Here is a 12,781-nt window from a genome sequence, read left to right as displayed (position 1 = left end):
TTCATCCTTCGAGGTGGTCGTCGGCGGCCCAACCGGGCAGCCAGATGTTCTGTCCGGGCGGTTGTCGCCGGCGCAACGTGGCCAGGTAGTCCCGCAGCGCGGCAAGGGCGGGATGCGGGTTCGCCGACAGCCAGATCAGCGAGTGCGGGTAGAGCGGCGTCGGCCCGCGCAACGGGATGCGCCTCAAGTCGTAGTGGGCGGGCCAGAGATAGCGATCACGCTTGCCGATCAGCGTCGCGAGATCGGAGGCCGCAGTGAGCTGTTCGAGCAGAGCCTCGTCACCGAAGTGCGGGCCACGACCGTCAACGGTGAGGTCGAACGCCGCCGCGAAGTCCTCGTAGAACGTCGCCCACTCGGTTCCCGGCACGATTCCGGGTATCCAGATCCGGTGGCCACCCAGCTGAGCCGGCGCGACGGTGGTTCGACCGGCAAGGGGATGACGAGGCCCGACCAGAAGTTCCAGCTCGTGGTCGATGGCTCGGACCGCACCGACACCTTTCGGAAGGTCTTCGGCCGGGACCGTCACCGCCCGAAACGACGCGTCGACCACGCCCGCCCGCACGGCGGCCAGCGCGCCGCGGAGGCTGTTGTCGGGCAAGGTGACCACGTCGATATCCAGACCGGGGTTCGCCTGGTGGAAATCCTGCACGATCACCGAGGGCGCGATCCGGCGATGCGTGACGTCGATACGCAGCGCCCGACGGTGCGGCTGGACCGAATCCCATGCGCGGTCGGCGGCGCGGACCAACTCCCGGGCATGCGGCAGGAAGGTGCGGCCTTCGCGGGTCAGCCGGACCCCGTGGGCACCGCGCGAGAACAGGGCGGCTCCGACAGTCTGCTCCAAGGCGGTGACGCGTTTCGAGACGGCCTGCGGGGTGAGACCCAACTCGTCGGCAGCACTTTGCATCCGGCCGAGGTCGGCCGCCAGAAGAAAGGTCCGGACACCGTCAAGGTCCATCGGCGGCCGCTCCACTCCTGGTTGTGTCATGCCGGCGTGTCGGTTGTTTGGCGACGGTTCGCCAGCATTGCTGAAATCGGCGTATGCCTCATCTGACATCCGGACGCCTGTATGTGGACACCCCCGAATGGTCGCAGGTCGCCGAACGGATCGACCATGTGACCACCCTGACGTCGCGGCTCAACCTGCTCCCGTTCGACGACACCACGGGGCGGGCGGCGCTGCTGGCGGAAGTGTTCGGCAGGCGCGTGCCCGAAACGCTCACGCTCTACCCGCCGTTCTTCACCGATTGCGGGCTCAACACCGAGTTCGGCGAACACGTCTTCGTCAACCAGGGCTGCCGATTCTTCGATCAGGGCGGCATTTACGTCGGTGACGGCACAATGATCGGACCCAGCACCCACCTGATCACCTCCGGTCACCCAGTCCCCCCGGCGGAGCGGCACCGGTACATTCTCGGCGCACCGATCGTGCTCGAAACCAAGGTGTGGATCGGCGCGGCCGTCACCATACTTCCCGGCGTCACGGTCGGGGAAAACTCGGTCGTCGGTGCGGGCGCGGTCGTCGCCGACGACGTACCGAAGAACACCCTCGTCGCCGGGCCGAAAGCCAGCGCGCGTAAGCGCTGGCAGGTGTGACCGCCCGCCGGATGAATCCCGACGGCGCACGGCGTTCGACCACACAGACAGGTCATTTCGACGATGTCTTCGGGCAGCCCCCCAGGAGGAGAGACATATGAGTTTGGACAACGCCACACGGTTCGGCACCGGACTCGACGAGCTGGTTCCGTCCCGCTACGCGGTGCAGGTCGGCGACATCGAGGTGTTGGTGATCAGCGACGGCGTGCTGCCCATAACGGCCTCGACGCTGGGCACCAACGTCGAGTCGGCCGAGCTGGCAACCTGGTTGGACGACAATTTCCTGCCGCCCGAGGTGGTCGACTGGCCGCTGAACGTGGTCGTGGTGCGTAGCGGCGAGCGCACCATCCTCGTCGACGCCGGACTGGGACTGGAATTCCCGGACTTTCCGCGTGCCGGGCAGACGGTGCAGCGACTCGAGGCGGCCGGTGTCGATCTCGCTTCGGTGACCGACGTGGTGCTCACCCACATGCACATGGACCATGTCGGCGGCCTGCTCACCAAGGGGCTCAAGGACCGGCTGCGTCCCGACCTGCGCGTTCACGCGGCGACCGCCGAGGCCGAGTTCTGGGGTGCACCCGATTTCTCGCACACCACGATGCCCCAGCCGATACCGGACGTACTTCGCAGGGTCGCTGCGCAGTTCCTGGACGAGTACCGCGGCCAGCTTCAGACGTTCGAGACCGAGTACGAGGTGGCACCGGGAGTGCTCATCAGCCGGACCGGCGGCCACACGCCCGGGCACAGCGTGGTCCGGCTGGAATCGCACGGTGAAAAGCTCACATTCGCCGGCGATGCCGTGTTCGCGCCCGGATTCGATAATCCTGAGTGGCACAATGGCTTTGAGCACGACCCGGAGGAGGCTGCCCGGGTCAGGATCCGCCTGCTGCGAGAGCTCGCGGCGACGGGTGAGGCACTGGTGGCCACCCACCTGCCGTTCCCTTCCGTCTGCCATGTGGCCGCCGCGGGCGATGTCTTCCGGTGTGTACCGGCCACCTGGGACTACTGACTACGTGACGGTTTGGCGCCGAAGGACGGCTTCGGCGCCAAACCTCGCGGCCTGCGCCGTTGGCGTCATGCGCGACGCGCATCGATAATCGGGGCGTGACGAGTTCCGCCGAGACGTCCTGGAAACTCGACGGGATCGCCATGTACGGCACCGTCGCCCGCCCCGACGGCGACGGGCCCTTCCCCGCCGTCGTCCTCGTCGCGGGCAGTGGCCCGACCGATCGAGACTGGTGTTCACCGCTGTTACCCGGCACCAATGGGAGCGGTCGACTGCTCGCCGAGGTCCTTGCCGATGCCGGCATCGCCTCGCTGCGCTACGACAAACGTGCCTCCGGGCCGAATGCGGTCGACAACGTCACGAAGCTCATCGGCAGAATGAGCATGCAGTCACATCTCGACGAATTGGCGTCCGCGGTCGGCGTATTGGCGGCCCAGGACTTCGTGGACGCAACGCGCATCGCCGCCCTCGGCAACAGCGAGGGGACCCTGCATGTCCTGCACTACGCGACCAGCGCACAGAACATATCGCTGGCCGGGATCGTGCTGGCGGCTCCGCCCGGCCGCCCGGTCGGTGCGGTCCTGCTCGAGCAGCTGGCGGCGCTGGCCACCCAGCTGCCCGACGGCGCCGATTTCATGCCCGCCGTGCGCGCGGCCGCCGAACGCTACCGGGCCGGGCAGGCGATGGACCTCGACCCGGACCTACCGGACCCGGTCAAGTCGGCACTGGCGGCGTTCGAGTCGCCGGCCAACCTCCCGTTCGCCCGCGAGCTGTGGGCCGAGGACGCCACCACGTCGCTGAGCCGGGTCGAGATCCCGACGCTCGTCCTGATCGGCGGACGGGACCGTCAGATCGACGTCCGCGCCGACGGCGGGCCCCTGCAGGCGGCCGCCGCGGGGATGACCAATGTGGTCTTCGCGTTTCCGCCCAACGCCAACCATGTGTTCAAGGAGGACACCCGCAGCTCTGCCGATGTCCGCGCGGCACCCGATGGCGACTACAACCAGCCCGGCGGCCGGCTCGACCCCGAGAGCGTCGCGACGATCCTGGACTGGCTCCGCTCCGTCCTCGCTTAACACACATACCACCCGTGCGCGGCAGGCAGCATTCCACCCCAGCCGGTGGAGGCAACCGCCCTGACGATCATGGGGGCGCTGCGCGAGGCGACGCTGTACGTTGCCCGGGCCAAGGACTACGACCGGGCCCGCAATGATGCCGGCAGCGTGATGATCGGCTGATCTACTCACTGCGATCCGATCTCGGCGCCCGCTGGAAAGTGCGCCGTTCGGCCGGCCCGTGATTCCCCGACGTCCGCACAGAAACGCTACGGCCCACGCTCTTTCGGCACGTCGGAGCGCCGAGCGGAACAGCCGAGGGTACCCAACCTCACCACGTTCGCCATGACCGGCGGCAAGCGCAGATCGAGGCCGGCCACTATATTGTCTGCGAACTAAAACATCGACACTCGGGGGGGTCTTGATGCTCGGTCAGGTATTCGACCCACGGCGCAACGCTCTGACCCTGTGGCGTCTCATCCTCGCCGTCGGGGTGGTGTTCTGGCATTCCTGGCCGCTCACCGGCCGTGAGATGACCTTGGAACCGGCGGCGCGATTGCTCAGCGACATGTTCGCCGACGGATTTTTCGTCATCTCCGGATTTCTCATCACGGCAGCGTGGATACGTCGCCCGCACCTCAAGGAGTACTGGGCGTCCCGCGTGTTGCGGATCTTCCCCGGCCTGTGGGTTTGCCTGGTGGTGATCGCCTTCGTCGCCGCCCCGATCGCCGCCAAGATCGAGAACACCTCGGTCTCGTTGTCATCGGAGCTCGGGTACGTGCTCAACAACGCCCTGCTCAACGTGGCCTACATCGGCATCGACGGCACCCCTACGGGTGTCCCCTATCCAGGAATTTGGAACGGGTCCATCTGGACCCTGTTCTTCGTGCTGCTGTGCGACGTCATGGTCTCGGTGCTGGGGTTTCTCGGCCTGCTGAAGCGGCGCTGGACGATCCCGATTCTGTTCGTCGCGGCCCTCTGCTGGGCGGCCTACGTCTCGTATCAACCGACCGGGCAGAGCATGGTGCAGATGCTCGCCCGATTCTCGGTGGTGTTCCTGGCCGGGGCGATGTTCTACCAGTACCAGAACAAGGTGCCGGCCCGGTGGTCGTTGGTCGCGCTGTGCGCCGCGATCGTCGTCGCATCCGGCTTCACCCAGAACTACCGCCTGATCGGCGCACTACCGCTGGCCTATGCGGTCATCGTGTCGGGCGCTCTGGTTCGCAGGGCCCGGCTGCGCAACGATCTGTCCTACGGGGTTTACATCTACGCGTTCCCGGTCCAGCAGTTGCTGGCCACCTTCGGGCTCGCCCCGCTGAATCCGTTTCTGTTCTTCGGTATCTCGACGGTGGCCGTCATGCCGGTGGCCGCGGCGAGTTGGTTCCTGGTGGAGAAGCGGGCGACCGCATGGAAAAACCGCATCTTCCAGAAGTCCGGACCATCGACGACCAGGAAACCGGGGGTCGACGCGGTGCCGACGTAACGTCGCGTATTTGACCTACCCGTCAAGACCGCCGATGTCCACCTGATCGGCGCGAGTGGCGAAATACGTTGTCACGATATCGGATTGAGCAACGTCGTGCAGATTCGCGACAGTCCACCGAACGGGATCCAGGCCATCACCTGCCGGCAGGAGCCGCTGGCCTGACCCACCGGGCCCCCACACACCGGCCAGGCGCCGAGGCCCTGGGTTTGCAGCACATTGCGGGCCACCCGGATCTGCTCTTCGCGGGGCGCCATGGCGGGCGAACCCATCCCGCCGTTCGCCGCCCAGGTGGCCGGCGTGAACTGCAGCCCTCCGTAGAAGCCGTTGCCGGTATCGGCCGCCCAGTTTCCGCCCGATTCGCATTGGGCCATGGCATCCCAGTTGGGTTCCGCGCCGGCACTCGGCACTTGCAGGGTCAATTGGGTCACGGCGATCACACCGACCATCGCCAGCACCGTGACGACCTTGCGCACGAGCATGTCGATCCCCTCCTGACGTCGCGCGCCGAGCAAGGCGCACGCCGGTAACAGACAGGGCGAATGACTTTTTCCACCCCCGTCGTGATACCGAGTTTACCAATGGGGCGAAAGTAAAATAGCCGTGCTAGAGAGTCTAACTATCTTCTTTGAGTTTATTTAATAGTTATGTGCATTATGTTGCCAATGAGGCCATTGGTGGTCGCGTGACTGTGACATACCTGCTGGTCAAGGCGCTATGCCGAGTGCACGCAGCCGACGGCGTGAGATCGCCCTTGTTCTAAGAGCTCGCCCGCAGCCGTGTGACAACTGACTAATTCAGTGAATATCGATTCCTATGCGGTGCAAGTGATAGATATGAATTCTGTGGCTTATGCGACGAATGTTATGCATGTGACTAGTGTGAATTGTGATTCGTACGTGATCCGCGTGGGACGTTAAAACAAATCCGGAGCCGGCGGTGCGAGGCCGTCGAGAAACGCACTCACCACCGGCGCCAGTACGCCCGACTCCCCCGAGTCGGTGCCCATGAACGCGCCGGGGATCAGCTGCAACGGCGGCTTCTGCGCGTCGAGCCCGCCGTACACCTCGTAATGGAGGTTCAGTCCGTTGATCGGCAGATAACCGCTGTGTGATGTCCTCGATGTCATAGCCCCCGCCTTCCGTCTACCGGGTCCACCCCGGTAGACCGGGCCGGCCCGAGAAACTCATCGGTGCGGCTGCTATTGCCGAGAATCCTTTCGGCACAATGCATCTAGTCGTATATGACCGCGAGCCCACGGCGCCGCAGCTCGGCCAGGTTGTCCCGCATGGCCTGGAGTTGTTCGGGGGTGTGCCCGACCCAGTCGGTGATCTCGCCGATGATCCTGACCGGCTGCTTGCTGCGATACGACCGGGTCGGATTTCCCGGCAGCTTCTTGTCCGTGACGTTCGGATCGTCTTCCACCGGGCCCTGCGGCTCCACGATGTAGATGCGGCCCGGGCCCTCCCCCTTCGCCATCTCGGCACCCCACGTCGCGGCGTCGAGGGTCTGGGTCATGTAGACGTGATTGGAGATGCGTCCGGCCTCGAAGTTCGAATCTCGTCCCGGCACCAACAGATCACCCACCGCAAGGTCGGCCTTGGTGCCGTGCAGGAACGCACCCGACTCGTGTATCTCATAGGGTTTCGGCCCGTCGGTCACAACACTCCCCGTCCGTCGTAGGTGATGGCCGCAAGATTGTGCAGCACCTCGGGGGCCTTGCCGCAAGGCCCCCCTTCTGGCATAAATTGAGGGTGGGACGAGGCCGACCGGGCCGCTTGCGACAATGTCGGCATGGTTGAGCAGAGCATCTGGATGCAGAAAGTCGCGGCCGATCCCGGACATTCGCACTGGTACATCGAACGCTTCCGGTCCCTCGCGCGCGCCGGTGAGGACCTGCACGGCGAGGCTCGCCTGGTGGATGCGATGGTGCCTCGCGGCGCCCGGATTCTCGACGCCGGCTGCGGTCCCGGCCGGCTCGGCGGGTATCTGGCCGCCGCCGGTCACCACGTCGTCGGGGTCGACGTCGACCCCGAGCTCATCAAGGCGGCCGAGCAGGACCATCCGGGGCCGCGCTGGCTCGTCGGTGATCTCGCCGAACTCGACCTGCCCGCGCGCGGCATCACCGAGAAGTTCGACGTGATCCTGTCGGCGGGCAACGTCATGACATTCCTCGCCCCGAGCACTCGCGTGCAGGTACTGAGCCGGTTGCGGGCCCACCTCGCCGCCGACGGCCGCGCGGTGATCGGCTTCGGCGCAGGCCGCGATTACGAATTCGGCCAGTTCCTCGACGACACCGCGCATGCCGGGTTCGCCCGTGATCTCCTGCTGGCCACCTGGGATCTGCGACCGTTCACCGAGGACTCCGACTTCCTCGTCGCGCTCCTGCGGCCGGCGTGAGCGCTACGCCATCCCCCTGCTGAGCAACCGCCCGCGCGGCTCCTCATCGAGGTCGATCCGCTTGCCAGCCAGCCAGGTACTGCGCACCACCCCGGCAAGGGGCCTGCGGTCATAGGCCGAGACCGGGTTCTTGTGCTGCAGCCGGTTCACATCGACGATGAACGCATCGTCGGGCGCGAACACCGCGAAATCGGCCGCATACCCAAGGGCGATGTGCCCCTTGGTGTTCAGCCCGACCTGACGGGCCGGATTCTCCGCCATCCAGCGGACCACATCGCCCAGGCTGTGACCGCGAAGCTTGGCCTCCGACCACACGGCGGGCAGCGACACCTGCAGCGAGGCGATGCCGCCCCACGCGACCCCGAAGTCGCCGATGTCGAAGCGCTTGAGGTCGGCCGTGCACGGCGAGTGATCGGTCACGACACAGTCGATGACACCGTCGACGAGGCCCTGCCACAACAGTTCCCGGTTACCCGCCTCGCGGATCGGTGGGCAGCATTTGAACTGGGTCGCGCCGGCGGGGATCTCCTCGGAGACGAACGAGAGATAGTGCGGACAGGTCTCGGCGGTGAGTTTGACGCCGTCGCGGCGAGCGGACGCGATCATCGGCAGCGCATCGGAACTGGACAGATGCAGGATGTGCACCCGGCACCCCGTCCACCGCGACAGCTCGATGACCTCGGCGATCGCCAGGTTCTCGGCGCCGCGGGGACGCGACGACAGGAAATCGGCGTAGTTGTCGCCCCGCGGTGAGGCCGCCCGGTCGATCGCGTGCGCATCCTCGGCGTGCACGATCATCATCGCGCCGAACGAGGCGATCTCCTTGAGCGCCAACTCCAGTCCGTCCGGATCCAGCGGTGGGAACTCATCCACCCCGGAGTGCAGCAGAAAGCATTTGAATCCGAACACACCCGCATCGTGCAGCGCCCGCAGATCCGGGACGTTACCCGGGACCGCGCCACCCCAGAACCCGACGTCCACATAGGCCTGGCCGGCCGCGGCCTCGCGCTTGACCGCCAGCGCATCGACATTCACCGTCGGCGGGATGCTGTTGAGCGGCATGTCGACGATCGTGGTGACGCCGCCGGACGCGGCCGCACGGGTCGCGCTGGCGAATCCCTCCCACTCGGTCCGCCCCGGCTCGTTGACGTGTACGTGGGTGTCGACCAGGCCGGGAATCAGCACCTCGTCCTCGCCGAGATCGATCACCTGCTCGGCATCCAGGTCGGCGTCGACGGGTTCGATGACGACGATCCGCCCGTCGCGCACCCCGATGCTGCGGGCCACCTCACCGGCCGCGGTGATCACCCGCGGCGCCCGGAAAACCAGATCCAACATGTCCGGCATCGGATTCACCGTCCGGAGGCCGCGGGAGCCTGATCGGCGATGAGCGCCTGGTGGCCGGCAGGAAGGGCATCCCACCACGTGCGGCGGGCGTCGGCGCGGGCCCGGTCATCTAGCTCACCGAACAACCGCAGCCGGGACAGGCCCCCGTCCGGGTAGACGTCCAGCCGCAGATGGGTTGCCGCACTCGGGGAATCCAGCACGAACCGGTGCCGGGTATCGGGTTGCGCGGGGGTGCGGGCCAGCAACTCGGTCCAGGCGGCGGCGTCGTCGATGTCGGCGTTCCTGGCGTCGATCGTGCTCAGGCGCACCCAGCCGGCGGCGTTGCCGACGTAGTAGCTGGTGTCGATCTCGACGTGCCGGGGCCGCCCGGCCGCGGCCAGGACGAACACCGCGTAGTCGTTACCGCCGCCACGCCGGCGCGCGTTCTCCCAGCCCTCCCCCATGTTTCTGGCCCGGCCGGGCAGGATGATGTTGGCCGGCGAGGCATAGAACGCATCCGAGCAATCCACCAGCCGCCCACCGTTTTCGGCGGCCAGCAGGTCCACGGTGCCGTCGAGGAACCGCGGATCGGGGACCACCTCGCCGTGCACCCGCAGTCGGGCCACCCCGCCGTCCGGGTAGATCGACAGCCGCACATGGGTCCAGCGGTGGCGGTCGGCCACCGGGTAGGCGTTGGCGGTATCGCCCGACGCAGGCGCTCTCTCCACGATCGTCTGCCAGTCCGCCTTCATGACCTCTTCGATGGAGGGATAGCCCTCGATCGAGGCGGCCTCGATCGAGATGAACGGCGGATAGTTACCCTTGAAATAGGCTGTGTCGACGATGATTCCGTGGATGATCCCGGCGGCGCCGAGCCGCACGATGGCGTAGTCGTGACCGTCGTCGCGGCGCCTGCGGGTTTCCCAGCCGTCGTAGACCTTGCCCTTGTGCCCGAACTCGTGCGGGTCGAAGAACGGGGCTCCGGGTTTGATCAGGTTCTCCCGTTGGGCGAACAGTTCGTCATTGGCAGCGGACACGCTGCCGCCGAGGGCCCGCGAGGCGAGATCGGATAGCGCGGTGAAATCGGTGCTCATGATTCTCCTTATCGGCTGGTGGTGATGAACCCGACCGTAATTTGTCCGGTGCCGCGAGTACCCGCGGCACGATGGCCTAGTCCAGCAGCAGGAGGGCCGTCGGGGCATGCTCGCGGGTCTCGGCGAGCGCCTCGAACTCGGTGACATTGTCGATCTCGGTCCCCATCGCGATGTTGGTCACCCGCTCCAGGAACACCTCGACGATGACCGGCACCTTGTGCTCGCGGGCCATGGTGCGGGCGCGCTCGAGCGCTCCTGCGATCTCACCCGGTTCGGTCACCCGGATCGCCTTGCAGCCCAGCCCCTCAGCCACCTTGACATGGTCGACACCGTAGCCCTTGGGCATGGCGGGCACGGTGTCGTGCAGGCCGCTCTCCTCGGAGTTGATGTTGTCGAAGCCGAGCTGGACGCAGTAGTCCATGTCGAATGCGCGCTGCGCCTGCCGGATCAGGCCGAGGTAGGAGTTGTTCACCACGACGTGGACGTAGGGCAGGTTGAACTGGGCACCGACCGCGAGTTCTTCGATCATGAACTGGAAGTCGTAGTCGCCCGACAGTGCGACCACGGTGGCCTGCGGGTCCGCGGTGACCACGCCGAGCGTGGCCGGGATGGTCCAGCCCAGCGGCCCGGCCTGGCCGCAGTTGATCCAGTTCCGCGGCTTGTACACGTGCAGGAATTGGCCGCCGGCGATCTGGGAGAGCCCGATCGTGCTGACGTAGCGGGTTTCGCGATCGAAGACCCGGTTCATCTCCTCGTACACCCGCTGCGGTTTCACCGGAGTCTCGTCGAAGTGGGTCTTGCGTTGCATGGTGCGCCTGCGGACCAGGCACTCGTCCACCCATGCCGACCGGTCCGGCAGAGCCCCGTCGCCCTTGCGTTCGCGGGCCACGGCGACGAACCGCTCGAGCGCGGCCTTGGCATCCGAGACGATGCCGTAGTCGGGCGCGAAGACCCGGCCGATCTGGGTGGGCTCGATATCGACGTGCACGAATGTGCGTCCCCTGCAGTAGGTGTCGAGCCCACCGGTGTGCCGGTTGGCCCACCGGTTCCCGATACCCAGGACGAAGTCCGAGGCGAGCAGCGTCGCGTTGCCGTAGCGGTGCGCGGTCTGCAACCCCACCATGCCCGCGGTGAGCCGGTGGTCATCGGGAATCACGCCCCAGCCCATCAGCGTCGGCACCACCGGCACGTCCAGCAGTTCGGCCAGCTCGACCAGCAGGTCGGCGGCGTCGGCGTTGATGATGCCGCCGCCCGCGACGATCAGCGGCCGCTCGGCCGCCGCCAGCATGTCGAGCGCCTTCTCGGCCTGCGCCCGGGTCGCGGCCGGCTTATACACGGGCAGCGGCTGATAGGTGTCGGGGTCGAAATCGATCTCGGCCAGCTGGACGTCGATGGGCAGGTCGAGCAGCACCGGTCCGGGCCGGCCGGACCGCATCAGGTGGAAGGCCTGGGCGAAGGCACCAGGGACCTGGGCCGGTTCGAGCACGGTCATCGCCATCTTGGTGACCGGTTCGGCGATCGCGGAGATGTCGACGGCCTGGAAGTCCTCCTTGTGCAGCCGCGCGACCGGGGCCTGTCCGGTGATCGCCAGGATCGGAATCGAGTCCGCCATCGCCGAATACAGGCCCGTGATCATATCGGTTCCGGCCGGCCCGGAGGTGCCGATGCACACCCCGATGTTGCCGGCCTTGGCCCGGGTGTAGCCCTCAGCCATGTGCGAGGCGCCCTCGACGTGACGGGCCAGCACGTGCTTGATTCCGCCATGGTCACGCATCGCGGAATAGAACGGGTTGATCGCCGCTCCGGGGAGACCGAAGGCCTGCGTGGCGCCTTCGAGCTCCAGAATCATCACTGCCGCATCCACGGCGCGCATACGAGGCATAATCGGTTCTCTTTCAATAAAAGTGGATAAAGGTCACTCGGTCGGACGACCCGACAGCCGCCCGACTCCGCGGAACAGCGCCGAGTGGTCGAGGCCGGCGTCGCCGTTGGCCCGGGCCGAGGCCATGAGCTGGGCGACGACGGCACCCAGCGGAGTCACCACACCGGCTTCGCGGGCCGCGGCGGTGACGATGCCGAGATCCTTGTGGTGCAGTTCGATACGGAAACCCGGGTCGAAGGAACGGTCCAGCATCTTCTGTGCCTTCTGGTTGAGCACGGCCGATCCGGCGAGGCCGCCACCAAGGACCTCCACCGCGGCCGTGGTGTCCACTCCGTAGGCCTCGAGGAACACGATGGCCTCGGCGAGCAGTTCGATGTTGCCGGCGACGATCAGCTGATTGGCGGCCTTGACCGTCTGCCCCGAGCCGCTCGGACCCACGTGGACGATCGTTTTCCCGACCACATCGAGGATCGGCTTGGCCGCCGCGAAGTCCTCCGCCGAGCCGCCGACCATGATCGACAGTGCGGCGTTGACGGCGCCGGCTTCGCCGCCCGATACCGGTGCGTCGATGAGCCGGAACCCGCGTTCGGCGGCGCGCGCGGCGAGTTCGGTGGTGACATCGGGCCGGATGCTGGAGAAGTCGATGATCAGCGCTCCGGCCGGAGCGTGTTCGAACACGCCGTTCTCACCGGTCAGCACGGCCTGGACGTCGGGTGAGTCCGGGACCATGACCGCGATGACGTCCGCGCCGGCGACAGCCTTGGCGATCGAGTCCGCCGCGGTGCCGCCGGCTTCCACCAGGGCGGCGGTCTTCTCCGGCGAACGGTTGTAGCCGACCACCTGGTGGCCCGCCTTGGCGAGATGAACGGCCATGGGGCTGCCCATGATTCCGAGTCCGATGAATGCGATGGTGCTCATGAATCTCCTCGATTCGGTCCA

14 protein-coding genes are annotated in these 12,781 nt (G+C 66.7%); 6 read left to right on the top strand and 8 right to left on the bottom strand.

What is annotated here, in order from left to right:
* Position 1 precedes the first annotated feature (1 nt).
* Positions 2-988, bottom strand: coding sequence for a LysR family transcriptional regulator (locus ACWDTP_RS00890; protein WP_450015617.1), 987 nt, complete (start codon positions 986-988; stop codon positions 2-4).
* A 53-nt stretch (positions 989-1,041) separates the two neighbouring features.
* Between ACWDTP_RS00890 and ACWDTP_RS00885 the strand changes: the two genes are divergently transcribed.
* The 5 genes from ACWDTP_RS00885 (at position 1,042) to ACWDTP_RS00865 (ending at position 5,140) form a co-directional block, all read left to right on the top strand.
* Complete coding sequence (locus ACWDTP_RS00885) at positions 1,042-1,596, top strand: sugar O-acetyltransferase (RefSeq protein ID WP_450015615.1); 555 nt, start codon at positions 1,042-1,044, stop codon at positions 1,594-1,596.
* Positions 1,597-1,693: 97 nt separating this feature from the next.
* On the top strand, positions 1,694-2,605 hold the full coding sequence (locus ACWDTP_RS00880; protein WP_450015613.1) for an MBL fold metallo-hydrolase: 912 nt from the start codon (positions 1,694-1,696) through the stop codon (positions 2,603-2,605).
* A 95-nt stretch (positions 2,606-2,700) separates the two neighbouring features.
* The gene (locus ACWDTP_RS00875) at positions 2,701-3,678 is read left to right on the top strand and encodes an alpha/beta hydrolase family protein (RefSeq protein WP_450015611.1); all 978 of its coding nucleotides are present in this window, start codon (positions 2,701-2,703) and stop codon (positions 3,676-3,678) included.
* Between the two features lie 30 nt (positions 3,679-3,708).
* The gene (locus ACWDTP_RS00870) at positions 3,709-3,840 is read left to right on the top strand and encodes a hypothetical protein (RefSeq protein WP_450015845.1); all 132 of its coding nucleotides are present in this window, start codon (positions 3,709-3,711) and stop codon (positions 3,838-3,840) included.
* Between the two features lie 238 nt (positions 3,841-4,078).
* Positions 4,079-5,140 carry an acyltransferase family protein gene (locus ACWDTP_RS00865; protein WP_450015609.1) on the top strand — a complete coding sequence of 354 codons (1,062 nt, stop codon included), beginning with the start codon at positions 4,079-4,081 and terminating at the stop codon, positions 5,138-5,140.
* A 71-nt stretch (positions 5,141-5,211) separates the two neighbouring features.
* On the opposite strand, the gene ACWDTP_RS00860 is transcribed toward ACWDTP_RS00865, so the two are convergent.
* From ACWDTP_RS00860 to arr, 3 genes are all read right to left on the bottom strand, one after another.
* Positions 5,212-5,622 (bottom strand): transglycosylase family protein, encoded by a 411-nt coding sequence (locus tag ACWDTP_RS00860; RefSeq protein WP_450015607.1) that lies wholly within the window; start codon positions 5,620-5,622, stop codon positions 5,212-5,214.
* A gap of 434 nt (positions 5,623-6,056) precedes the next feature.
* Positions 6,057-6,269: a hypothetical protein gene (locus ACWDTP_RS00855; protein ID WP_450015605.1), complete on the bottom strand. Its 213-nt coding sequence runs from the start codon at positions 6,267-6,269 to the stop codon at positions 6,057-6,059.
* A 104-nt stretch (positions 6,270-6,373) separates the two neighbouring features.
* Positions 6,374-6,802 (bottom strand): NAD(+)--rifampin ADP-ribosyltransferase, encoded by a 429-nt coding sequence (gene arr / locus ACWDTP_RS00850; RefSeq protein WP_450015603.1) that lies wholly within the window; start codon positions 6,800-6,802, stop codon positions 6,374-6,376.
* 132 nt (positions 6,803-6,934) lie between these two features.
* On the opposite strand from arr, the gene ACWDTP_RS00845 reads away from it, so the two are divergent.
* Positions 6,935-7,540 (top strand): class I SAM-dependent methyltransferase, encoded by a 606-nt coding sequence (locus tag ACWDTP_RS00845; protein WP_450015601.1) that lies wholly within the window; start codon positions 6,935-6,937, stop codon positions 7,538-7,540.
* A gap of 3 nt (positions 7,541-7,543) precedes the next feature.
* Here ACWDTP_RS00845 and allB read toward each other — a convergent pair whose 3' ends face one another.
* The 4 genes from allB to ACWDTP_RS00825 all read right to left on the bottom strand — a co-directional run bounded on the left by allB (position 7,544) and on the right by ACWDTP_RS00825 (position 12,760).
* The gene (gene allB, locus ACWDTP_RS00840; protein WP_450015599.1) at positions 7,544-8,887 is read right to left on the bottom strand and encodes an allantoinase AllB; all 1,344 of its coding nucleotides are present in this window, start codon (positions 8,885-8,887) and stop codon (positions 7,544-7,546) included.
* A gap of 5 nt (positions 8,888-8,892) precedes the next feature.
* Positions 8,893-9,960, bottom strand: a complete 1,068-nt coding sequence (gene alc, locus ACWDTP_RS00835; protein ID WP_450015597.1) for an allantoicase — start codon at positions 9,958-9,960, stop codon at positions 8,893-8,895.
* 76 nt (positions 9,961-10,036) lie between these two features.
* Positions 10,037-11,842, bottom strand: coding sequence for a glyoxylate carboligase (gene gcl, locus ACWDTP_RS00830; protein ID WP_450015595.1), 1,806 nt, complete (start codon positions 11,840-11,842; stop codon positions 10,037-10,039).
* A gap of 33 nt (positions 11,843-11,875) precedes the next feature.
* Complete coding sequence (locus tag ACWDTP_RS00825; protein ID WP_450015593.1) at positions 11,876-12,760, bottom strand: 2-hydroxy-3-oxopropionate reductase; 885 nt, start codon at positions 12,758-12,760, stop codon at positions 11,876-11,878.
* Positions 12,761-12,781 lie beyond the last annotated feature (21 nt).

It is taken from the genome of Mycobacterium sp. NPDC003449 (genome assembly GCF_053588415.1).
The sequence above is the reverse complement of the archived record's forward strand: the minus strand, read 5'-3'. Positions and strand labels throughout refer to the sequence as shown.